Origin of the sequence: Rhodococcus sp. 06-1474-1B, from assembly GCF_002258885.1 — a bacterium.
In the GTDB taxonomy this organism is placed as follows: domain Bacteria; phylum Actinomycetota; class Actinomycetes; order Mycobacteriales; family Mycobacteriaceae; genus Rhodococcoides; species Rhodococcoides fascians.
Map to the genome: position 1 here is coordinate 80,776 of NZ_NOYR01000027.1, position 20,791 is coordinate 101,566.

Below are 20,791 nucleotides of genomic sequence, written 5' to 3' on the forward strand. Positions count from 1 at the left end.
AACGCGGGCTACGTGCGGGTGCTGTTTCCCAGGTCGGCGTGATGCTCGCGCATGGCTCCGATGAGTGCTTCGAACACTCGGTGGGCAGCGTCGAGATCCGAATCCGGTAGGTCCGCGAGCGCCGCGCTGGTGCGCGCTCCCAGTGGTCCGAAGAACCCGCGAGCAACCTCCATACCGTGCTCGTCGTAGCGAAGTATGACTTTGCGTCGGTCCGACGCGTCGGATTCGCGTCGAATATGACCGGACGCGATCATTCGCTCCACCAGATACGTCATCGCCGCGGACGACAGTCCGAGCATCGTGCCGAGCTCACCCGCGGTGAGGGGCGCGCCCTCGACGTCGGCGACCATCACATGCAGCAGAGCGCGAAAGTCGTTGGGCCGCAAGCTGTGTAACGCACCGAATACCTGACCGATCTGTTCCGACACCGATGACAGCGCCCGAAGGTCCGCCGATATCGCGGATTCGAGGTGGTTTCGGTCGGTCATGGCGGTGGTAACTCCTTCGCTGCGGTCATGGTCAGACTACTGCCCGCAAGAGATTCAGTTGCTTAATATCTAAGTAAATGAGATTGTTTCTTCGTGGACAGCACCCGTACCGAGACCACCGCAGCTTGGGACCGCATCGCCGCGGCCGTGACGCATCGTCGATCGTGGGCGCTCGCCCTCGCCATTCTGATTCTCTCGATTGCCGTGATCGGGCTCGTCGGTAGCAACGATTCTGCTGGTCAGTCGCCGAACTCTCTGCCGACCTCCGCCGAGTCCTACCAGGTGGACGAGCTGCTCTCTCAGTTCCCGGACTCCGACACCGCACCGGTGATCCTCGTTCTGAGCCGCGTCGATGGCGGTGACCTGACCCCGGCCGATATCGAGGCAGCCGGTGCCGCGCAGGCCAGGCTGCTCACCGTCGATCGGTCGGTGACCGACGAACCTGGACCCCCTCCGATCGTCGCACCGGACGGGAAGGCCGCAATCGCGTTCGTTCAGGTGAACTCGGAACTGTCCGGCTTCACCCTGAACGACCTGATCACAAGCCTCCGATCCGCGGCGACGGTCGGCCTACCGTCCGATCTCAACGCCCAGGTCACCGGCGGGCCGGCATTCGGAGCGGACATCGCCAACTCGTTCTCCGGGGCCAATTTCACGTTGCTGGCCGTCACCGCACTCGTGGTGGCAGTGCTCCTCATCGCCACTTATCGATCGCCCATTCTGTGGTTGGTTCCGCTTGCCGTCATCGGTTTCGCAGATCGGTTCGCCTCCACCGTCGGCACGGCCCTCGCCGAGGCGACCGGGCTGTCGTTCGACGGCTCGACCTCGGGGATCACCAGCGTGCTCGTCTTCGGCGCAGGCACCAATTACGCCCTGCTGCTGATCTCTCGTTACCGCGAGGAGCTCCGCCGCGAGTCCGATCACCGGCTCGCGTTGCGCCATGCCGTCCGGAACGCGGGACCGGCCATCCTCGCCAGCAATGCCACCGTTGTCCTCGCACTGCTGACTCTGTTGCTGGCCATCCTCCCCAGCACTCGCAGCTTGGGAGCGCTGGCCGCGGCCGGCCTCGTCGTCGCATCGGTGTTCGTGCTGTTCGTACTGCCTCCGTTGTTGGCACTGTGCGGCCCGAAGTTGTTCTGGCCCTTCGTCCCCAAGCCGTCCGATCGCGATACCACCACCGAGGGCGTCTGGCATTCGGTTGCCGCCGGTGTCGCTCGTCGTCCGGTGGCGACCGCGTCCATCACCATCGCCGTATTGCTCGCCTGCTGCGCGGCCTTGGTCGGCACACAGATCGGGCTGTCGCAGACCGAGCAATTCCGGGTGACCGCCGAATCCGTCGAAGGATTCGACACTCTCTCGCAACACTTTCCGGCCGGATCCGCCGACCCGATCACGGTTCTCGCACCCACCTCGGATATCGACGGCGTCGTCGCCACCGTCCGGGACGTCGACGGCGTCGTCTCGGTGGATCGGGTCGCTGATTCCGATACCGGACTGACCCGGCTGTCGGTGGTCACCGACGCTGCCCCCGCCTCCGACGAATCGTTCACCGTCGTCGAGAACCTTCGGTCCGCCCTTGCGGGTGTCGACGACGCACGAGTCGGCGGCAGCGACGCCAAAGCACTCGACACCACCGACGCTGCCGCCCGCGATCGGCTCGTGGTGATCCCGGCGATCCTGGCGGTCGTCCTACTCGTGCTGTTGATACTGCTTCGCGCCGTCGTCGCACCGTTGATTCTCGTCGCCACCACGGTCCTGAGTGCCGTGGCCGCCATCGGTATCGGTAGCTGGGTGAGCCTGCACGTCTTCGGCTTTCCCGCGCTCGACGACAACACTCCCCTGTTCGCGTTCCTGTTTCTCGTCGCCCTCGGTGTCGACTACACCATCTTTCTGGTCACCCGGACCCGGGAGGAGACGGTTCGGCACGGCACCAGATCTGCGATCGTGCGGGCGGTCTCGGCCACCGGCGGCGTCATCACCAGCGCGGGAATCGTTCTGGCAGCAGTGTTCTGCGTCCTCGGCGTCCTCCCGCTGATCACCCTCACCCAGTTGGGAATCATCGTCGGCCTCGGCATTCTGCTCGACACCTTCGTGGTACGCACCGTCGTGATTCCCGCCCTGTTCACCCTCATCGGCCCGGGGATTTGGTGGCCGAGCACGATCGACAACGAGACGACCGCAACCAAGGAGCGAAATTCATGAAGGTACGTACGATGTTGAGCCGCACCGCAATTGCAGGAGCAGTCGCAGCAGGTGCCCTGCTCGCCGCGGCCCCGGCGCAAGCACAACCGGTCGGCCCTTTCGGGTCGGTCGGTCTCGAGCCGCTGGCACCGATCCCGTCACTCGATGTCGAGCGGTACCTGGGCACCTGGAACCAGGTTGCCGCGGTGCCGCAGCCGTTCAACTTGATCTGCGCCCGTGACACGCAGGCGAACTACCAGATGATCGACGAATCCAACATTCGCGTCGAGAACACCTGCACCACCTGGACCGGTGGTGAGAACCGCATCGTCGGCAATGCTCGGGTCAACGACACGGTCACCAAAGCCCAACTGCACGTGAGCTTCCCGGGCGTCCCCACGCAGGAGAGCCAGGAGGGGCCGACCAACTACATCGTGGCCTACATCGCAGACGACTACTCGTGGGCGTTCGTCGGAAGCCCCAGCCGCACGTCCGGATTCGTGCTCAAGCGCACGCCCGACGTCAGCGTCGAGCAGTTCCGCGAGATCCGCAGCGTCGTCGAATCGCTGGGTTACGACTCCAACTTCATCACCACGACGCCCACCCCAGGCGGCGCGACGACGATTCAGCAGCTCTCGACCGTGTAGTGCGGCGGAGCCGCAGTGGCGTGGTTATGTGCCGCAGAGAGAGGGCTTATAACCACGCCACTGCCGGAGGCACTCAGCTCGCGGACAGGATCGAGATAGCGAAGATCAGGCTGTCGCCCTGCTCGATTCCGGCTGCCGGATTGCCGGTCGCGTAACCGTCGGCCGACGTCACCGCTACGGCGACGGTCGAGCCGACGGTCTGTCCGGCGATGGCTTTCTGGAAGCCCGCCACCACGCCGGTCAGTGGGAACTCGACCGGTGCGCCGCGCTCGAAACTGCTGTCGAACGTCGATCCGTCGCGTCCGTTGACGCCCAGGTAGCAGACGGACACGTTCGCGTCGTCGGCGACGATCGGGCCGTCCCCGGCCTTCAGCGTTTTCACCTGCGTCTCGGCGACGCTGAACGGGGCTTCGACGTCGACGGCCGGGGCCGCTGTATCCGTCGATCCGGTGACGGCGGTGCTGCCGGTGTCGCCTGCCAGTGTCCACTCCGGGGTGGCCGACGGGTCGGGTGTGCCCGTGGGGCAGCTACTCGAAGCCGTCGCATCGGTGGAGGACGTCGCCGAGGACGTCGTCTGCGACGTCCCAGAATCCGAGTCGGAACTGCATGCACCCGTCAACAGGACGAGTGAGGTGGTGGCGGCCAGGAACAGGGTGCGAGTCGAGGTGAGTTTCACGGGGCCCACGCTACAAGTGGCACACGGGGCCCCGTGTATCCCATCAGATCGCGGAGCGGAACACCTCGGCGACCGGGGTGGACGCGCGGCCGATCAATGCCTGCAGGTCACCGGAATCGGTGTCGAGTTCCCCGCGGGAGATACCGGCATCCGCGCTCGCCAGCATGGTCGCCACGAAATCGGGCAGTCCTGCGCCCTGCAGAATCGAGGCGTACTCCGACTCGGTGACATCCTTGTAGACGACCGGCTTCCCGGAGATGCCGGCGAGAACGTCCGCGAGTTCGGCATAGGTCAGGCGCTCGTCCCCGCCGAGCTCGTAGATCTTCCCGCCCTGGTTCTCGAGAGTCAGCACAGCCGCGGCAGCGGCGGCGTAATCGGCGCGAGAGGCAGCGGCGATCCTGCCGTTCCCGCCTGCACCCAGCCACACTCCACTGCCGATGGCCTGGCCGAGCGAGCCCAGGTAGTTCTCCCAGTACCAGCCGTTACGCAGAAACACAGCGGGAATCGAAGAGGCCGTCAATCGCTCTTCGGTGGCCTTGTGCTCCGGCGCAAGGCTGATGCCGGAGGTGTCGGCAGCGAGCACGCTCGTGTACGCAACGAGGCTCACCCCGGCCGCCTCGGCGGCGTCGATGACGTTGTTGTGCTGGGCAATTCGCTGGCCGACCTCCGATCCCGAGATCAACAGCACCTTCTCGACACCTGCGAACGCAGACGTCAGCGCGTCGGTGTCGCTGTAGTCGGCCACCCGCACCACCACACCGCGCTCGGCGAGTGCGGCCGCCTTGTCGGCGTTGCGTACGACGGCGACGATGTCGGCAGGCGCGACGCCGCGATCGATGAGTGCGGCGACGACGAGCCCGCCGAGATTGCCTGTCGCTCCGGTGATGGCTGTGGTCATGGAAAACGCTCCCGAGGTTGAAGTATCAAGTTCCGTTTCATCATGCACTTACTTTTCGTGCAGTGCAACATCGAAATTTAGCGCTGCCGGTACGGCCTGCGCTAACATGGAGAAATGTCCGAGGCCGTCGAATCTCTCGAAGCATCCGTCTTCGCACGGGAATGCGGGTCACGGCAGACGCTGCAGAACGCGACGAGCAGGTGGGGAGTGCTCGTCCTGGCGGCCCTCACCGAGAGCGACTACCGATTCAATGCCCTGCGCCGACGCGTCGACGGCGTCAGCGAGCGAATGTTGGCACAGACGCTGCAGACCCTCGAACGCGACGGCCTCATCGTGCGCACCGTGCACGAGACCATCCCACCCAAGGTCGAATACAGCCTCACCCCGCTCGGACGTGAGGTCGGATCACGGTTGACCGACCTCATCGAACTGATCGAGGGCTCGATGCCTGCCGTGCTCGAAGCACGCGCCGAGCACGACGCCCGCTAATCAGCTGAGGGGCGTCACCAGACACCATTCGTTGCCCTCGGGGTCGAGTAGCACCTGGAACGACCCGGCCGCAGTGGTGTGCCGGTCCCCCACCGCCGTCGCACCCAGACCTACTGCCTGCTCGACGGCAACGTCGATGCTGGGAACGTCCACGTCGAGATGTAGTCGATTCTTGCCGGACTTACCCTCGGGCACTCGCTGGAACGCCATCCGGGTGAACCCGGGAACATCGACGAAATGCCACGAGTCGTCGCGCACGACGGGCTGACCACCGAGCACACCCGCCCAGAATCGGGCCAGCACAGCCGGTTCCGTGCAGTCGAATACGACCTCGTCGATACGTCCGATCATGGAGCCATCGTAAGCACCGAGGGTGGGGGAACGCTGTTTACCGAGCTGTGATCATACCGAGATGCACTCGTGACCATGCGGATCTCTGAGCGCGTCGCTACGGGGTAACACTCGAGGAAGGTCGTCGGGGCGCACGAGCATGTCGATCCGGCAACCGCAGGAGCGCGGCACGCCCGGTGCCTGCGCCAAATCTTGGAGGCATCGACCATGTTCCATACCAAGAGAATTCTCGGCGGAGCGGCAGCATTCGGATTCGCCTGTACCTTCGCGGCCCTGGTGCCCGGCACGGCCTCGGCCGCACCGGTTGCCTGCACCACGGCACCCGGAGAGGCCGACGTCGCCGCGCTCGTCGGAGGTTCACAGTGCGACAGCTCCGCAGACGGCGCAAGTGCCGCAGCAGGAGTCGGCCTCGAGGGATGGGGCTCGGCGGAGGCGATGAACAACGCGGCGGCACTGGCCCTCGGTCTCAACGGCGGAACTGCCGTCAGCAACGCCGGTTTCGGCGGCGCGCCTGCTGCGATCGCCTTCGGTCCCGGTGCCATCGCACAGAACACTGCGGCCGGCCTCGGACTGTCGATCGCCGTGGCTGCGCCGGGCTCGACGATCACCCTCACCCCCGAGGGTGCCGTCTGCAACGGTGCCGGCTTCGCCGGAAGCTTCACCACCCTGCAGGGCTGCATCGGCTGATGCCCGTCGTCGTCGGGGTGAAACACGACTTGCGCAGGCCATATCAGTGCCGCCGGGCCCAGGTTGATCTACAGTCTCACTGACTACAGTCTCGGTACGCGAGCCGGTGACGGCCCGCTGAACAAGGAGTTCGACGGCAATGATGTCCTACCTGCTCTACGACGTTCTGCTCCCCCAACTCGGCCACGATGTCGCGTCGTATTGGGCACACCTTCTGGTCATCGCCCCGATCTGACATTCGGACCCGGTGCGTACGAAAAATCCCCGCTCGGCCGCGTTGGCCGGGCGGGGATGATTCGTATGGGGTGACCGAAGATCAGACGGGCTCGGGCAGCAGCCGCGTCAACACATCCGACAGGGTGACAACGCCGATCGTGCGCGCACTGTCACCCGCCTCGGCCGACGGTTCGACGACCAGCGCCAGATGATGTCGGGTCTCGCGCATCGACTGCAGGGCGACGTAGACCGGTGTCGTCCGATCCAGCGTGTAGGCCGGGCGGGTGATCTCGGCGAGATACTCCGGCTCGGTCAACGTATCCCTCACGTGTACAACACCTTTCACTACCTCGTCGTCACTGACGAGTATGCGCAGATGGCCGCTGACCCGAGACGCCTCCCGCACGTCGTCGATCGACGCCGACGACGGTACCGACGTCGGCGCGCCACTTCCGGCCACCAGGTCACCGACGGTGAGATCCTGCAATTCCAATGCCCCGGATATCTGCGCCTGGTAACTCGCGTCCAGGGCTCCCACGTTGACCGAGTGCTCGACGAGCTGACGCAGGTCGTCTGCGTTCTGCCCGGTGCCGACGGTGTCGGCCGGCTCGACGCCCACCTTGCGTAGGCACCAGTTCGCCATGTTGTTCAAGGCCGTCAGCACCGGACGCGTGAGAAACATGAACGCGCGCATGGGGATTGCGAGCATCGTTGCCGACTTCTCGGGATGCGCGATGGCCCAGGACTTAGGAGCCATCTCGCCGACGACCAAGTGCAGGAACGTGACGATGATCAGGGCCAGGACGAAGCCGAGGACGTCCGCGAACCAGTAGGGCAGGCCGATGCTCTCGAACAGCGGCGTGAGCCAGTAGTGCACGGCCGGCTTGGTGGTCGCGCCGAGCGCGAGGGTGCAGACGGTGATACCGAGCTGCGATCCGGCGAGTAGCACCGTCAGTTCCGAGGAGCTGCGCAGAGCAGCCCGCGCCGCCCGCGAGTTGGGGGCAGCGTCCTCGAGGCGATGCCGTTTGGCCGCAAGAAGTGCGAACTCCACGGCAACGAAGAAGGCGCTCGCAGCGATCAGACCGATGGTGACGGCCAGAAAGACCCAGAGGTTGCTCATCGGTGCGCTCCTGCAGTATCGGACTCGGCCGAATTCTCGTCGTGCTCGGTTGTCCGCTCGTCGATGGTGAGGGTCAGTAGTGACGGCACGTGACTGTCGATCTCCTGCACCTCGATCGTGACGAATCGAATCGGCGTTTCGTCGTCGTTGGCGAGGTCCGCGTTGTCCGGCGGAAGATCGACCTCGATTCGGGTCCCGATATCGGGTAGCGAACCATGATGGGCGATGGCGAATCCCGCGATGGTCTCGTAGTCACCGTCGGGTAGGTCGACGCCGATGGGGCGCTCGACCTCGTCGACGTGCACCTCCCCTGCCATCGTCCAGCTGCCGTCGTCGGCGCTGACCGGGCTCGGGTCGAGTACGCCGTCGTCGTGCTCGTCGGTGATCTCGCCGACGAGCTCTTCGGCCAGGTCCTCGATGGTGATCACTCCGGTGAGACCACCGTATTCGTCGATGACACAGGCCAATTGGTTCCGTGTCGCCCGCAGCTCGCGCATCGCGTCGGGCAGGCTCTGCATCTCGGGAAGGATCAGCGCATCGCGGGTGAGGTCTGCGATGGGGGTCGAATCCGGAGCGGTGGAGGCCAACACGTCGTGCAGATGCACCACACCCACGATTCCGTCGTCCTCGTCGAGCACGGGGTATCGAGAATGTTCTTGGCCCATCAGTGTTTTCACCTCACCGAGGGTGTCGGTGTCGCGGACCGTCGCCGCACGTGAACGCGGGATCATGGCGTGTTCGACGTTGCGCGTGGGGAAGTCGAGAATGCGATCGAGCAGCGTCGACAGCTCGTCGGGCAGATCCCCGGTCTCCCGCGAGTCCGACACGATGTGCTCGAGGTCGCGTGGGCTGGCCGAATGTTCCACATCGTGCACGGGCTCGATCTTCAGCGCTTTGAGCAACAGGTTCGACGACTGGTCGAAAATGGTGATCAGCCAACCGAAGAGCTTGAGGTAGACGGTCGTCGACAACGACAGCCAGCGGGCCACCGGCTCGGGGCGGGCGATGGCGAAGTTCTTCGGAAACAGTTCACCGAAGAGCATCTGTACGAACGTCGCGAACGTGATCGCCAGAACGGCACCGAGGCCGACACCGACTGCTGTCGGAACACCGACGCCGCCCAGTATCGCTCCGAACGACTGCCCGATCAGCGGTTCGGCGACGTAGCCGACCAGCAGGCCGGTGACCGTGATACCCAGCTGTGCACCCGAGAGCATGAACGAGGTCCGCTTGGTGACGGTCAGCGTGCGAGCTGCGACGGCGTCGCCGGCCTCGGCACGCGCCTTGAGCCGGGACCGGTCGACGGTCATGTACGCGAATTCCTGCGCAACGAAGTAACCGGTTGCGACGGTGATGAGAAAAACGACGAGCAGGCCGAGCAGAAGAGTGAGCAGAACGCTCATTCGCCGGACACCGCCTCGCACGTAGTAGCTGTAGTGCGGGGAGCCGTGTCCGGCCCGGGTTTATCGCTGTCCATGATTCCTCGAGGTCGAGTGGTGGGAGATTTGTCCGATACTACCGGGTCACGGCGCTTTCACGACGAGGACGGGGACCGGGCTGTCCAACAGAACGCGCTGCACCGTGCTGCCCATCAGGAATTTGCCGACCGCCGATCTGCGCTTGGACCCGATGACGAGCATCCCCGCACCGACGTCGGCGACGAGATCGACCAGTGCGCCGGCCGGGTCTCCGCCGTCCGGTTCGACGCGCACAGTCGTCGCAGTTCCGGGGAGAGTCCGCTCCACCTCGGCCTGCGCCGCGCTACGGTCTTCCGCCGATACGGAATCGCGGTCCACCACGGACAATACGATCAGCTCGGTCCGACGCAGCTCTGCCTCCGCGGCACCACGTCGCAACGCTTCCTGGCCCTCGGGGGTGTTGCTCATCGCTACTGCCACTGCGCTGCCTACCGACACGATCTCTCCCGTTGCTCGAATCCACCGAAGATCGACCTCGATGTTGTGAACTGGACTAATCAGACAAACTGTATCTAACCTGACGCTGTGACACACCACACGAAAGGTCTCTGATGGCGATATCGCCCACCCTGCTACGAACGGCCGGAGCCCTGGTGGTGGTGGGAGCAGTCACCGTCGCCGGGATCGACGCCGCTCGCAGTGCCAGCGGCTCCGACGCCCGAGCCAAATTGACACTGATAGCACCTGCTGCCGCCGGCGGCGGCTGGGACTTGGTCGCGCGCGAGTCGCAGCAGGCGCTGCGCAGCGACGGCATCGTCAACAACGCGCAGGTGGTCAACGTTCCAGGGGCCGGCGGCACCATCGGCCTGAGCCAACTCGAGAACCTCAGCGGTCAGCCCACCACGGTGATGATCACCGGCACCGTCATGCTCGGCGGCATCGCGATCAACAACTCCGACACCACCTTGGCCGACACTGTGCCGATCGCCAAGCTCGCCGAGGACTTCGAGGTCTTCGTCGTTCCCAAGGACTCGCCGATCCAGAACCTCGACGACATGATCGAGGCGTGGCGGGCCAATCCCGGCGGGCTTCCGATCGGCGGCGGCTCCCTCGGCGGAATCGACCACATCGTCGCGGGCCAATTGGCACAGGAAGCCGACATCGATCCGGCCGCAATCAATTACATCGCCTACTCCGGCGGCGGTGAGGTACTCACGTCGCTGCTGTCCAACACCGTCGGCGTCGCGGTCAGTGGATTCAACGACTTCCGGGACCAGATCGAAGCCGGCAACGTGCGTGCCCTAGCCGTGGCCGCGCCCGAGCCGCTCGAAGGATTCGACGTGGACACGTTCATCGAACAGGGCTACAACGTCGACCTCGTGAACTGGCGCGGAATCGTTGCGCCGCCCGGGATTTCGGACGAGGACCGGCAGACGCTCGTCGACATCGTCACCGAGATGGTCGAGACCGAGCAGTGGGCGACGGCCGTCGAACGAAACCGCTGGAAGGAATCGGTCGTCACAGGAGACGAATTCGGGGAATTCCTCGAGGTCGAGCAGGCACGCATCACCGGAATTCTGGAAGAGCTGGGGCTGGTATGACAACGACGACTCCCGACACCACAACCTCCCGCTCCTTCTGGACGGGCCGTAGCGGCCTGATCGTTCCGGCACTGCTCGCCGCACTGGGCGCATTCCTGGTCTACGGGACCATCACGATGGATGTGCCTCCCACCGCCACCTCCCCTGGCCCGCAGGTCTTTCCGGCCATCGTCGCCGGCGGTTGCTTCGTGGTCGCCGTGTTGGTCACCATCCAACTCATGGTCAAGCCCGACGTCATCGATCGCGGCGTCGACGCCGACGGCGTGCCGCACACCGGCACCGTGAGCAACTGGCGAACCCTGTCGATCACCGTCGGATCGGTGGCAGTGTTCATCGCTCTCCTCGACCCGCTCGGCTGGGTTCTCGCCGGTGCCATCCTCTTCTGGGGTGTCTCGGTCGGATTGGGTGGTCGCCGTTACGTGTTCGACGCGGCCGTCGCGCTGCTGGTCTCGAGCGCCGTCCAGATCGCATTCTCCGCAGGCCTCGGCCTGACCTTGCCCGGCGGCGTTCTCGCCCAGATCTTCTGACGGAGCTGAATTTTCGATGGATTCATTGAGCAATCTTCTCGACGGGTTCGGCACTGCGCTGACTCCGATGAACCTGGTGTGGGTGTTCGTAGGCGCACTGCTCGGCACCGCCGTGGGCGTGCTACCCGGACTCGGTTCTGCCATGGCGGTGGCGCTTCTGCTGCCGGTCACGTTCACTCTCGACCCCACCGCGGCGCTGATCATGTTCGCGGGTGTCTACTTCGGCGGCCTGTTCGGCGATTCCATCTCCGGCATCCTGATGAACACCCCCGGCAACAGCACCGCCATCGCCGGAACGTTCGAGGGCCACCGGATGGCCAAGAACGGCAGAGCCCCACAAGCTTTGGCCACCTCGGCCATCGGCGCGTTCATCGGCGGAATCGTCGCGACGACCCTGGTGGTGTTCTTCGCCCCGACGCTCGCATCGTTGGCGACCAACTTCGGTCCGGCCGAGTACCTCGCGCTGGCAGTGTTCGCCTTCATCGCTACCTCCGCGGTGGTCTCCGACTCCGCTCTCAAGGGATTGACCGCACTGCTGATCGGTCTCACCCTGGCCGTGATCGGCATCGACGGTCCGTCGGGCGCTTCACGATTCACCTTCGAAGTACCTGCCTTGTTCGACGGCATTCACATCGTCGTCATCACCGTCGCGATGCTCGCGCTCGGCGAGGTCATCCACATCGCTTCGAAGATCGGTCGTCCCGAGGACCGGTCGTTGATCAAATCGCAGGGCCGCCCCTGGCTGAGCAGGGCCGAGTTCCGCGACGCACTGCCGGCCTGGCTGCGAGGCACGGCATTCGGTGTGCCGTTCGGTGTCATTCCTGCCGGAGGTGCGGAGGTGCCGAGTTTCCTCGCGTACGGCACCGAGCGCAGGCTCGACCGCAAGCGCGAGAAGCCGATGTTCGGCAAGGGTGCCATTCGCGGTGTCGCCGGACCGGAGGCCGCTGGAAACTCCACAGCCGGAACGGCAATGGGAGCGCTACTGGCGCTGGGGCTGCCGACGTCGGCGACTGCGGCCATCATGTTGGCTGCATTCCAGCAGTACGGCATGCAGCCCGGACCGCTGTTGTTCGAGCGCAGCGGCGACATCGTCTGGGCCCTACTGGCGAGCCTGTTCGTGGCCATGATCGTGCTGCTGATCCTCAACCTGCCGTTCGCACCGTTGTGGGCGCAGCTGCTGAAGATCCCGAAGAACTACCTGTACGCGGGTATCTCGGTGTTCGCCGCCCTCGGCGTCTATGCGTCCAGTGCGTCGATCGTGGATCTGATCTTCATGCTCGGGCTCGGCATCGTCGGATTCATGATGCGGCGCTACGACATTCCGCTCGCACCGGTGTTGATCGCCGTGATCCTCGGCCCACTCGCCGAGGAATCACTTCGCCGCGCACTGGCCGTCAGCGAGGGCGACCCGTCGATTCTGGTCAGTAGCGGCATCACCATCGTGCTCTACGCATTGATGATCATCGCCGTGGTGTTCTCGATCGTCAGCAAGATCCGCGCCCGCAAGACCGCCGACTTCTGAGTACGCCCCGCGCAGTGGTGTGGCTCTGTTCCCGGGTCGTTCCGCAGGCTCCACTCCTGCGCGCCCGCAGGCGCATAACCACACCACTGCGAAGCACTCAGTGCTGCAGAGCCGGGTAATCCGTGTAGCCCTTGGCACCGTCGGTGTAGAACGTGCTCTGGTCCGGCTCGTTCAGCGGCAGATCCTCACGCCAGCGGTACGCGAGATCGGGGTTCGCGATTGCCGGGCGTCCGACCACGACGGCGTCGCCGACGTTGTCGTCGAGCAGCGACAGCGCTTCGTCGCGAGTGGTGATCTCACCGAAGCCGCTGTTGACGAGCACGGCACCACCGAACGCCTGCCGCAGATCCTGTACCAGCTCGCCCGACGGATCCTTGTGCAGCACACTGAGGTACGCCAGACCGAGCGGCGCGAGCCGCTCGACCAGCGCGCGGTAGGTGGCACGCACGTCGTCGGAGTCCGTCTCGAGCGCATCCTGAATGTTGTGCTCGGGCGAGATGCGGATGCCGACCTTGCCGGCTCCGAGCGCCGCGGCCACGGCCTCGACCACCTCGGCCACGAAGCGCGCACGGTTCTCGGGCGAGCCGCCGTACTTGTCGTCCCGCTGGTTCGATGCCGGCGAGAGGAATTCGTGCAGCAGGTACCCGTTGGCACCGTGAATCTCGACCCCGTCCATGCCTGCGGCAATCGCGTTCTTCGACGCCTGCACGAAATCGGCGATCACCGAGGGCAGCTCGTCCTCGCGCAGAGCGCGCGGGGTGGGGTACGCCTTCTTGCCCTCGTAGGTGTGAGTCTCACCGTCGATGGCGATGGCACTGGGCCCGACGACCTCACGGCCACCCGTCGTCGCCTCGTGGGTCACGCGCCCGGCATGCATCACCTGAGCGAAGATCAGCCCGTCGTCGGCGTGCACTGCGTCGGCCACATTGCGCCATCCCTCGACCTGTTCGTCGGTCACCAGCCCGGGCTGACCGGGAAAGCCTTGACCAGCGTGGCTCGGGTAGGTGCCCTCGCTGACGATGAGGCCCAGCGACGCACGCTGCTTGTAGTGCTCGACCACCAGGGGTCCCGGCACACCGTCCCGGCCGGAGCGCGTCCGCGTCAACGGGGCCATCACCAGACGGTTCTCCAATGTCAGATCACCGAGCGTCAAGGGGGAAAACAGCTTCATGGATCTCTACTCCTCATAGGGGCGTGCATTACATGCGTCCTTCACCCGAACCGAAGAGGTCCACGAAGCTATTCCACCTCGAGACATTGCTCACGCCAGCGCTCACAGGATGTACAGCATCTCCTGGTACGTCGGCAGCGGCCAGAGATCGTCGGCCACCATTGTCTCGAGGGTGTCGGCTGCAGAACGGACAGCCGCCATCGCAGGCAACAGTTCGTCCTTGGCGTGGGTGGCCTCGGCCAGAGCGTCGCCGCCCGGATCCGCTTCGAGGGCGGCCTTCAATGTCGCCAACGCTGCGCGCAGCTCCGACAGTGGAGCCGAGACTGCGTGCAGCGCAGTCATGTCCACGTCGTCGACGCCCGCGCCCTTGAGCGCACTGACGTTCTGCGCCAATTCCGTCTGGTAGCGCACGGCAGCGGGCAGGATCGATGTCTGACCCATCTCCAGCGTCAACCGCGCCTCGACGAACACCGTCAACGCGTACTGCTCGAGCCCGATTTCGTAGCGCGAGTGCATCTCTCGGTGGTTGAACACCTTGTACTTCTCGAACAGTTCCATCGCCGACTCGGAAATCAACTCAGGCAACGCGTCGAGCGTCGTACGCAGGTTCGGTAGGCCGCGTGCCTCGGCCTCGATCTGCCAGTTGTCGGAGTAGCCGTCGCCGTTGAACACCACCGCGCCGTGTTCGGTGATGATCTCGGTCAGCAGATTCTGCACGGCGGTGTCGAAATCGGTGCCGTCGGCGACGGCCGCTTCGAGGTTGGTCGCCATGTAGTCGAGCGCCTCGGCCATGATCGTGTTGATCGTGACCATCGGGCCGTTGACGGTCTGCATCGAACCGGGGGCGCGGAACTCGAACCTGTTGCCGGTGAAGGCGAACGGGCTGGTTCGGTTGCGGTCGCCGGGATCGGTCGGCAGTACGGGCAGGGTGTCGGCACCGATCATCATGGTGCCCTTGCCTTTCGAGGATGTGGCTGCGCCCTTGGCGATCTGGTCGAACACGTCGGCGAGCTGGTCGCCGAGGAAGATCGAGATGATTGCCGGCGGTGCCTCGTTGGCACCGAGGCGGTGATCGTTGGTCGCCGACGCCACGGATGCGCGCAGCAGACCGCCGTACTTGTGTACCGCGCGGATGACGGCGGCACAGAAGACGAGGAACTGCGCGTTGTCGTGCGGATTGTCGCCGGGCACCAACAGCGATCCCAGGTCGGAGTTGCCGAGCGAGAAGTTGACGTGCTTGCCCGAGCCGTTGACACCCTCGAAGGGCTTCTCGTGGAACAGGCACTCCATGCCGTGCTTCTTGGCAATGGTCTTGAACGTCGTCATCAACAGTTGCTGGTGATCGGCCGCGATGTTGCCGCGCTCGAACATCGGCGCGATCTCGAACTGTCCGGGTGCTACCTCGTTGTGCCTGGTCTTGGCAGGAATGCCGAGCTTGAACAGCTCACGCTCGGTGTCCATCATGAAGCCGAGCACGCGCTCGGGGATGGCACCGAAGTAGTGGTCGTCGAATTCCTGGCCCTTGGGCGGCTTCGAGCCGAACAGGGTGCGACCTGCATTGAGCAGGTCGGGACGGGCCAGGAAGAAGTGCCGGTCGACGAGGAAGTACTCCTGCTCCGGGCCACAGAACGAGACGATGTTCTCGATGTTCTCGTGCCCGAACAGCTTCAGGATGCGCTCGGCATGTCCGCCCATCGCCTGCTGCGAACGCAACAGCGGAGTCTTGTGGTCGAGGGCTTCACCGGTCATCGAGACGAACACCGTCGGGATGCACAGGGTGTTGCCGTTCGGGTTCTCGAGGACGTACGCCGGGCTGGTGACGTCCCAGCCGGTGTATCCGCGTGCCTCGAACGTGTTGCGTAGGCCGCCGTTGGGGAAGCTCGACGCGTCGGGCTCGCCCTGAATCAGCGTCTTGCCTGCGAATTCGGCGAGCGCACTGCCGTCACCGACGGGATCGAAGAAGCTGTCGTGCTTCTCGGCCGTCAACCCCGTGAGCGGGTAGAAGACGTGCGCGTAGTGCGTTGCGCCCTTCTCCAGAGCCCAGTCCTTCATTGCCGACGCCACCGCGTCGGCCACCATGGGGTCGAGCTTCTTGCCCTTGTCGATCGTGGCCATCACCGACTTGAAGACCGACTTGGGTAGTCGCTTCTGCATGACGACCTTGCTGAAGACGTTCTCACCGAATATCTCGCCCGGCTTCTCGTCTCCGACGAAGCTGACCGCAGGCGGCACGTACGCCTCGACGTCTTTGATCGCCTGCAGGCGGACGGTATTTCCACTCATGGCTACCCCTTGGCAAGGTGCGCTCCGCACCTGGTGTGTGCGGAGTCCGACTCGGCGACTGTACGAATGCCTCGTGGCGGTGGTGTTTCGTCGCTGTGTCCACTGCAATGCAAAACCGTCGGAAGGCAGGAGTTTCCTTCCACGCAGACGAGGGTAACTGCGTAGCCAGCGTAATCAACCGGAAAGCGTGGCCCCATGACATACGAACTGACCGTCCGCCGCGTGATCGACGCTCCTCCCGCCTCCGTCTTCACCGCGCTCGCCAATCCCGAGGTTCAGGCCGCGGTCGACGGCTCGGACATGCTGCGCGGCGCGATCGATCCGACGCCGCTGAACGCGGTGGGCGACACCTTCGCGATGGACATGTATCAACCGGAACTGGGCGAGTACGTCATGGAGAACACCGTGTTCGTGTTCGAGCAGGACCGACGCATCGGTTGGATTCCCAATCGCCAGGGCATGGAACCCCGTGGCACGCGGTGGTCCTGGGAACTCGAGGAGGTCGCCCACGACAGGACAGCACTGACGCAGGTCTACGACTGGTCCCGCGTCACCGATCCGGAGTTCCGAAAGATGGCCGGCTTTCCGAGGGTGACCGAAGAACAGATCGTCGGCACGATGCGCCGTCTCGCAGAACACCTCGGCGTCACCGTCCAGAACTGATCCATCGAAAGAGAGAACCTCATGGTCGACGTCACCCGAACCTTCACCGCCGCTGTCGCGCTCGACAAGGCCGCGGCATTCCTGCGCGACTTCTCCAATGCGTCGGCGTGGGATCCGGGAACCGAGAGCTGCACCCAGGTCTCCGACGGCCCGGTGGCCGTCGGAACGCAGTGGCACAACGTCTCGAAGTTGTTCGGAGTCACTACCGAACTGACGTATACGTTGGTCACCAACGAGCCCGATCACGTCGTGCTCGAGGGGAAGAACAAGACGGCAACCAGCGTCGACGACATCACGCTGACAGCCGAGGGCCCCGGGTCGACCCGGATCGACTACCACGCGCACGTCGAATTCAACGGTGCGGCAAAGGTTGCGGGCCCGTTCCTGAAGGCGGGCTTCGAGGCAAAGGTCGCTCCGGAGACCGTGGAGAAGATGACCGCCGCGCTGGAAAGACTGTGACCTCGACGCTTCCGAGCTCAGGACCTCGAAGTCACTTTCGTTCCAGCGCGGGCTTTTTCGCGAGGACGGTGAAGTTGTCGGCCGCGGACTCGTGTCGGTCCGGCGCGATGCGTTCGCCGTCGTCGCCGTAGACGGCGATCAGTTCGAGGCCCGCGCCGGCCACCAGAGTGCGGACGTCGTCGAGGGTCGAGAAGTGCATGACGAGTGCGAATTCGTGGGCTTGCAACGGGGCCAGAGCCCACGATCGATGATCCTCGGCTTTCGACCGATTGACGAGCCAGTTCCGCACACCGCGCACCTGCGCAGACGGATCGAGCAGACGACGTCCGACGGCGACGAGAAGTGCTCGCAGCGAGAACTGTGGCCGAGTCGTCGGTCGCCGTAACTGAAACGGGCTCTCCAGATACGACCGGCCACCTCGATTGAGCGTCGAGAAGACCACGACGCCTGTCTCGTCGGTCACCCGCGCGAATTCGGCCAGTACGCGGCGGCGTTGCTCGTGGGTCACGCTATCGAGTCCGTTGTTGCTGAAGACGACCAAGCCGAACTCACCGTCCTCGAACGCCGCCAGGTCACGAGCGTCGGCGACGTGCGCAGGCAGATCGGGAAAATTCTTCCGGAAAACGTCGATCATGTTGGGGGCGTAGTCGATTGCCACGTAGCGGTCGGACAGCAATCGCAGCAGCGGCGTGGTGCGGCCGCTCCCCACACCCACGTCCAACACCGGTACCCCGCGGGCCAGGTCTGCGGCGGCGACCAAGGCTGCGGCCTCACCGCGATCGAGAAATCCGTCGGTGGGTCCCATGAATTCCACGTACGTGGCGGCGACCCGAGCATCGTCGAAAACACCCCGGTTGGAGTCGGTGGACAACTCGGACACCTCCACGTTGACGAGCTGCGGACGTACCGCAACTGCCGACGACCGTACCGACGAACCCTGAGGCGCGCCTGAGGTGCTGCCCCGGCATCTCGGCACAGGTATGGTCTGGTTCCCCTCGTCCGTGCATCATCGACATATGACGAATTCGTACGACGCGTGGCCCGAACTTCGAGTCGACAGCTGGGCGGACACGCGCGACACGGTGCAACTGTGGACCCAGATAGTCGGCAAGACCCGAATGGCGTTGTCTCCCCCGCTCAACCACTGGTGGGGAGTTGCGCTGTACGTCGACGCGTCGGGCCTGACGACGTCGCTGATGCCACTCGGGGATCGAGGCCTCGAGATTCGCTTCGACTTTCTCGCACACCAGTTGATCCTCGCCACCACCGATGGCGAGCGCCGAACCATGAAGCTCGAGCCTCGAACCGTTGCGGACTTCTACGCCGAGTACACCGATCTGCTCTCCGGGCTCGGCGTGGAGGCTCCGATCGTGGCAGTGCCGGTCGAACTGCCACACGCGACACCGTTCGCCGAGGACGTCGAGCACGCGTCGTACGACGCCGATGCCGTCCAGAAGTTCTGGCGAGCGCTCGTCAGCGCTGATCGGGTGTTCTCGGAGTTTCGAGCCGGCTTCCGCGGCAAATCCAGCCCGGTCCACTTCTTCTGGGGCGCTTTCGATCTCGCGGTCACACGATTCTCCGGAAGGCCTGCACCACAACATCCCGGTGGTGTTCCCAACTGTCCCGACTGGGTGATGCACGAGGCATACAGCGACGAGGTGTCGAGCGCCGGGTTCTGGCCGGGCGGGGCCGCGGAGGGCGCGTTCTACGCGTACGCCTACCCGAACCCGGACGGGTACGACAGTCATCCGGCCGTCACCGCCCCCGCGTACTTCGATCGTGATCTCGGCGAGTACGTACTTCCGTACGAGTCCGTCCGCACCGCCGAGGACCCCGACGCACTTCTGCTCGCCTTTCTCGAGAACACCTACCGCGCTGCCGTCGAGACCGCCCACTGGGACTAGCTCGGGTGGGGCGGTCATCGTTCCCCCCATTCGGGGGTATCCCACGGGTGACCCGGATCACTACCGTTCGTCGCATTCGGTATCGCACATATACCCGATACCCGACAAAAACGGAGGAACCATGACCGCTGTCTCGCCCGAGGATCCGGGCGTCGCCACTCCGACCCCACCGGCGGTGCAGACGAAGACGAGCGTCCGCCGAGTTGCGGTTGCCAGTGGTATCGGCACCACGATCGAGTTCTACGACTTCTTCATCTACGGCACTGCCGCCGCGCTCGTCTTCCCCACGATTTTCTTCCCGGCGCTCGGATCGACCGCGGGCACCGTGGCGTCGTTCGCGACGTTCGCCGTCGCGTTCATCGCCAGGCCCGTCGGTGCGGTGCTGTTCGGCCACTTCGGCGACCGCATCGGCCGTAAGAAGACCCTGATCTCGACCCTGCTGTTGATGGGGGTGTCCACCTTCGCGATCGGTCTACTGCCCGGCGCAGCGACCATCGGAGTCGCAGCCCCGATCATTCTGGTACTGCTCAGATTCGGGCAGGGATTTGCCGTCGGCGGAGAGTGGGCGGGTGCCACGCTGCTCACGGCCGAGTACGCACCGGCCGGCAAGCGTGGGTTCTATGCGATGTTCCCACAGCTGGGACCCTCGGCCGCGTTCATCTTCTCCAGTGCGACCTTCCTCGCCACCGGCCTGCTGTTCGGCGATACGAACGAGACCTTCCTCAACTACGGGTGGCGAATTCCGTTCCTGCTCAGCGCTGTTCTGGTCCTCATCGGCCTCTACATGCGATTGGCCATCGAAGAGACCCCGGTCTTTCGAGCCAACAAGCTCGCCGAGGAGCACGCTCCGGCGAACTCGGCACCGACCAAACTGCCGATCTTCGACGCTTGGCGCATCCAGAAGCGCGAAATCATCACTGCGGCAGGCGCATTGGCATCCCTCTTCGCCTTCTTCTACATGGGGACCGCATACCTGACGAGCTACGGCACCAAAACCCTCGGGTTCGACCGCCCGTTCGTGTTGGTCACCGGGATAGGCGCTGCGGTGATCTTCGGTATCGCCATCGCCACCTCGGCAACCTATTCCGATCGCGTCGGCCGACGCCGGGTCATCATGGCGGCGTGCATCGTCGCGGTGCCGTGGTCGATAGCACTGTTCCCATTGCTGGACTCGGGCTCACCGGTCGCGTTCGTGATCGGCATGTGCGTGACGCTCGCGATCTTCGGTGTTGCGTACGGCCCGACCGGAGCTCTGCTTCCGGAGCTCTTCCAGACCCGATTCCGTTACACCGGAGCAGGTTTGGGCTACAACCTCGCCGGCGTTCTCGGTGGCGCGATTCCGCCGATGCTTGCCGCACCGCTCACGGCCGCGTTCGGCAGTATCTCGATCGGCGTGATGCTGGCTCTGCTGTCGGTGCTGAGTCTGGTCTGCACCAAGAGACTGATCGAGACCAAGGATGTCGACATGGCGTAGGGGCCCACAACCGACA

The 20,791-nt window shown here is 64.7% G+C and carries 21 protein-coding genes; 11 read left to right on the forward strand and 10 right to left on the reverse strand.

What is annotated here, in order from left to right:
* Nucleotides 1-8 precede the first annotated feature (8 nt).
* Nucleotides 9-488: a MarR family winged helix-turn-helix transcriptional regulator gene (locus tag CH266_RS15580; protein ID WP_094662494.1), complete on the reverse strand. Its 480-nt coding sequence runs from the start codon at nt 486-488 to the stop codon at nt 9-11.
* 147 nt (nt 489-635) lie between these two features.
* Between CH266_RS15580 and CH266_RS15585 the strand changes: the two genes are divergently transcribed.
* The gene (locus CH266_RS15585; RefSeq protein ID WP_255175941.1) at nt 636-2,690 is read left to right on the forward strand and encodes an MMPL family transporter; all 2,055 of its coding nucleotides are present in this window, start codon (nt 636-638) and stop codon (nt 2,688-2,690) included.
* The gene (locus tag CH266_RS15590) at nt 2,687-3,316 is read left to right on the forward strand and encodes a lipocalin family protein (RefSeq protein ID WP_094715668.1); all 630 of its coding nucleotides are present in this window, start codon (nt 2,687-2,689) and stop codon (nt 3,314-3,316) included. Before CH266_RS15585 ends, CH266_RS15590 begins: the two co-directional genes overlap by 4 nt.
* A 73-nt stretch (nt 3,317-3,389) precedes the next feature.
* Here the strand turns inward: CH266_RS15590 and CH266_RS15595 are convergent, their stop codons facing one another.
* Both CH266_RS15595 and CH266_RS15600 read right to left on the reverse strand, forming a co-directional pair.
* Nucleotides 3,390-4,001 carry an FKBP-type peptidyl-prolyl cis-trans isomerase gene (locus CH266_RS15595; RefSeq protein ID WP_094715669.1) on the reverse strand — a complete coding sequence of 204 codons (612 nt, stop codon included), beginning with the start codon at nt 3,999-4,001 and terminating at the stop codon, nt 3,390-3,392.
* Nucleotides 4,002-4,035: 34 nt separating this feature from the next.
* On the reverse strand, nt 4,036-4,890 hold the full coding sequence (locus CH266_RS15600; RefSeq protein ID WP_094715670.1) for an SDR family oxidoreductase: 855 nt from the start codon (nt 4,888-4,890) through the stop codon (nt 4,036-4,038).
* 114 nt (nt 4,891-5,004) lie between these two features.
* On the opposite strand from CH266_RS15600, the gene CH266_RS15605 reads away from it, so the two are divergent.
* Nucleotides 5,005-5,379, forward strand: a complete 375-nt coding sequence (locus tag CH266_RS15605) for a winged helix-turn-helix transcriptional regulator (protein ID WP_032389077.1) — start codon at nt 5,005-5,007, stop codon at nt 5,377-5,379.
* Here CH266_RS15605 and CH266_RS15610 read toward each other — a convergent pair whose 3' ends face one another.
* Nucleotides 5,380-5,730 (reverse strand): VOC family protein, encoded by a 351-nt coding sequence (locus tag CH266_RS15610; protein WP_027495769.1) that lies wholly within the window; start codon nt 5,728-5,730, stop codon nt 5,380-5,382.
* A gap of 207 nt (nt 5,731-5,937) precedes the next feature.
* On the opposite strand from CH266_RS15610, the gene CH266_RS15615 reads away from it, so the two are divergent.
* Nucleotides 5,938-6,417 carry a DUF6764 family protein gene (locus CH266_RS15615; protein WP_094715671.1) on the forward strand — a complete coding sequence of 160 codons (480 nt, stop codon included), beginning with the start codon at nt 5,938-5,940 and terminating at the stop codon, nt 6,415-6,417.
* Between the two features lie 316 nt (nt 6,418-6,733).
* On the opposite strand, the gene CH266_RS15620 is transcribed toward CH266_RS15615, so the two are convergent.
* The 3 genes from CH266_RS15620 to CH266_RS15630 form a co-directional block, all read right to left on the reverse strand.
* Nucleotides 6,734-7,753: a hemolysin family protein gene (locus CH266_RS15620; RefSeq protein WP_027495767.1), complete on the reverse strand. Its 1,020-nt coding sequence runs from the start codon at nt 7,751-7,753 to the stop codon at nt 6,734-6,736.
* Nucleotides 7,750-9,156 (reverse strand): hemolysin family protein, encoded by a 1,407-nt coding sequence (locus tag CH266_RS15625; protein WP_094715672.1) that lies wholly within the window; start codon nt 9,154-9,156, stop codon nt 7,750-7,752. The genes CH266_RS15620 and CH266_RS15625 overlap by 4 nt, the downstream gene beginning before the upstream one ends.
* A 120-nt stretch (nt 9,157-9,276) precedes the next feature.
* A complete protein-coding gene (locus CH266_RS15630) occupies nt 9,277-9,669 on the reverse strand; it encodes a universal stress protein (RefSeq protein ID WP_230598305.1) in 393 nt (130 codons plus the stop codon).
* A 113-nt stretch (nt 9,670-9,782) separates the two neighbouring features.
* Here CH266_RS15630 and CH266_RS15635 point away from each other — a divergent pair, with 113 nt between their 5' ends.
* The 3 genes from CH266_RS15635 to CH266_RS15645 are packed head-to-tail and all read left to right on the forward strand — an operon-like array spanning nt 9,783 to nt 12,821.
* A complete protein-coding gene (locus CH266_RS15635; protein WP_027495764.1) occupies nt 9,783-10,772 on the forward strand; it encodes a Bug family tripartite tricarboxylate transporter substrate binding protein in 990 nt (329 codons plus the stop codon).
* Entirely contained in the window at nt 10,769-11,299 is a 531-nt protein-coding gene (locus tag CH266_RS15640; protein ID WP_094715673.1) for a tripartite tricarboxylate transporter TctB family protein, read from the forward strand. Before CH266_RS15635 ends, CH266_RS15640 begins: the two co-directional genes overlap by 4 nt.
* 16 nt (nt 11,300-11,315) lie before the next feature.
* Nucleotides 11,316-12,821, forward strand: a complete 1,506-nt coding sequence (locus CH266_RS15645; RefSeq protein WP_032374843.1) for a tripartite tricarboxylate transporter permease — start codon at nt 11,316-11,318, stop codon at nt 12,819-12,821.
* 97 nt (nt 12,822-12,918) lie between these two features.
* Here CH266_RS15645 and CH266_RS15650 read toward each other — a convergent pair whose 3' ends face one another.
* On the reverse strand, nt 12,919-13,992 hold the full coding sequence (locus tag CH266_RS15650) for an alkene reductase (protein WP_094715674.1): 1,074 nt from the start codon (nt 13,990-13,992) through the stop codon (nt 12,919-12,921).
* 102 nt (nt 13,993-14,094) lie between these two features.
* The gene (locus CH266_RS15655) at nt 14,095-16,275 is read right to left on the reverse strand and encodes a glutamine synthetase III family protein (RefSeq protein WP_094715675.1); all 2,181 of its coding nucleotides are present in this window, start codon (nt 16,273-16,275) and stop codon (nt 14,095-14,097) included.
* Nucleotides 16,276-16,470: 195 nt separating this feature from the next.
* On the opposite strand from CH266_RS15655, the gene CH266_RS15660 reads away from it, so the two are divergent.
* Nucleotides 16,471-16,938 (forward strand): SRPBCC domain-containing protein, encoded by a 468-nt coding sequence (locus CH266_RS15660; RefSeq protein ID WP_094715676.1) that lies wholly within the window; start codon nt 16,471-16,473, stop codon nt 16,936-16,938.
* Between the two features lie 21 nt (nt 16,939-16,959).
* Nucleotides 16,960-17,397, forward strand: coding sequence for an SRPBCC family protein (locus CH266_RS15665; RefSeq protein WP_094715677.1), 438 nt, complete (start codon nt 16,960-16,962; stop codon nt 17,395-17,397).
* 31 nt (nt 17,398-17,428) lie between these two features.
* Here the strand turns inward: CH266_RS15665 and CH266_RS15670 are convergent, their stop codons facing one another.
* Nucleotides 17,429-18,268, reverse strand: coding sequence for a class I SAM-dependent methyltransferase (locus tag CH266_RS15670; RefSeq protein ID WP_094715785.1), 840 nt, complete (start codon nt 18,266-18,268; stop codon nt 17,429-17,431).
* Between the two features lie 145 nt (nt 18,269-18,413).
* Between CH266_RS15670 and CH266_RS15675 the strand changes: the two genes are divergently transcribed.
* Both CH266_RS15675 and CH266_RS15680 read left to right on the forward strand, forming a co-directional pair.
* Complete coding sequence (locus tag CH266_RS15675) at nt 18,414-19,301, forward strand: DUF5996 family protein (protein WP_032407212.1); 888 nt, start codon at nt 18,414-18,416, stop codon at nt 19,299-19,301.
* Nucleotides 19,302-19,422: 121 nt separating this feature from the next.
* Nucleotides 19,423-20,775 carry an MFS transporter gene (locus tag CH266_RS15680; protein ID WP_027495755.1) on the forward strand — a complete coding sequence of 451 codons (1,353 nt, stop codon included), beginning with the start codon at nt 19,423-19,425 and terminating at the stop codon, nt 20,773-20,775.
* Nucleotides 20,776-20,791: the final 16 nt, after the last annotated feature.

Coding starts and splice junctions, on each gene's coding strand:
- CH266_RS15580 (WP_094662494.1), bottom strand. CDS start 488: ATGACCGACCGAAACCACCTCGAATCCGCGATATCGGCGGACCTTCGG.
- CH266_RS15590 (WP_094715668.1), top strand. CDS start 2,687: ATGAAGGTACGTACGATGTTGAGCCGCACCGCAATTGCAGGAGCAGTC.
- CH266_RS15600 (WP_094715670.1), bottom strand. CDS start 4,890: ATGACCACAGCCATCACCGGAGCGACAGGCAATCTCGGCGGGCTCGTC.
- CH266_RS15605 (WP_032389077.1), top strand. CDS start 5,005: ATGTCCGAGGCCGTCGAATCTCTCGAAGCATCCGTCTTCGCACGGGAA.
- CH266_RS15610 (WP_027495769.1), bottom strand. CDS start 5,730: ATGATCGGACGTATCGACGAGGTCGTATTCGACTGCACGGAACCGGCT.
- CH266_RS15615 (WP_094715671.1), top strand. CDS start 5,938: ATGTTCCATACCAAGAGAATTCTCGGCGGAGCGGCAGCATTCGGATTC.
- CH266_RS15620 (WP_027495767.1), bottom strand. CDS start 7,753: ATGAGCAACCTCTGGGTCTTTCTGGCCGTCACCATCGGTCTGATCGCT.
- CH266_RS15625 (WP_094715672.1), bottom strand. CDS start 9,156: ATGAGCGTTCTGCTCACTCTTCTGCTCGGCCTGCTCGTCGTTTTTCTC.
- CH266_RS15635 (WP_027495764.1), top strand. CDS start 9,783: ATGGCGATATCGCCCACCCTGCTACGAACGGCCGGAGCCCTGGTGGTG.
- CH266_RS15640 (WP_094715673.1), top strand. CDS start 10,769: ATGACAACGACGACTCCCGACACCACAACCTCCCGCTCCTTCTGGACG.
- CH266_RS15645 (WP_032374843.1), top strand. CDS start 11,316: ATGGATTCATTGAGCAATCTTCTCGACGGGTTCGGCACTGCGCTGACT.
- CH266_RS15650 (WP_094715674.1), bottom strand. CDS start 13,992: ATGAAGCTGTTTTCCCCCTTGACGCTCGGTGATCTGACATTGGAGAAC.
- CH266_RS15655 (WP_094715675.1), bottom strand. CDS start 16,275: ATGAGTGGAAATACCGTCCGCCTGCAGGCGATCAAAGACGTCGAGGCG.
- CH266_RS15660 (WP_094715676.1), top strand. CDS start 16,471: ATGACATACGAACTGACCGTCCGCCGCGTGATCGACGCTCCTCCCGCC.
- CH266_RS15665 (WP_094715677.1), top strand. CDS start 16,960: ATGGTCGACGTCACCCGAACCTTCACCGCCGCTGTCGCGCTCGACAAG.
- CH266_RS15675 (WP_032407212.1), top strand. CDS start 18,414: ATGACGAATTCGTACGACGCGTGGCCCGAACTTCGAGTCGACAGCTGG.
- CH266_RS15680 (WP_027495755.1), top strand. CDS start 19,423: ATGACCGCTGTCTCGCCCGAGGATCCGGGCGTCGCCACTCCGACCCCA.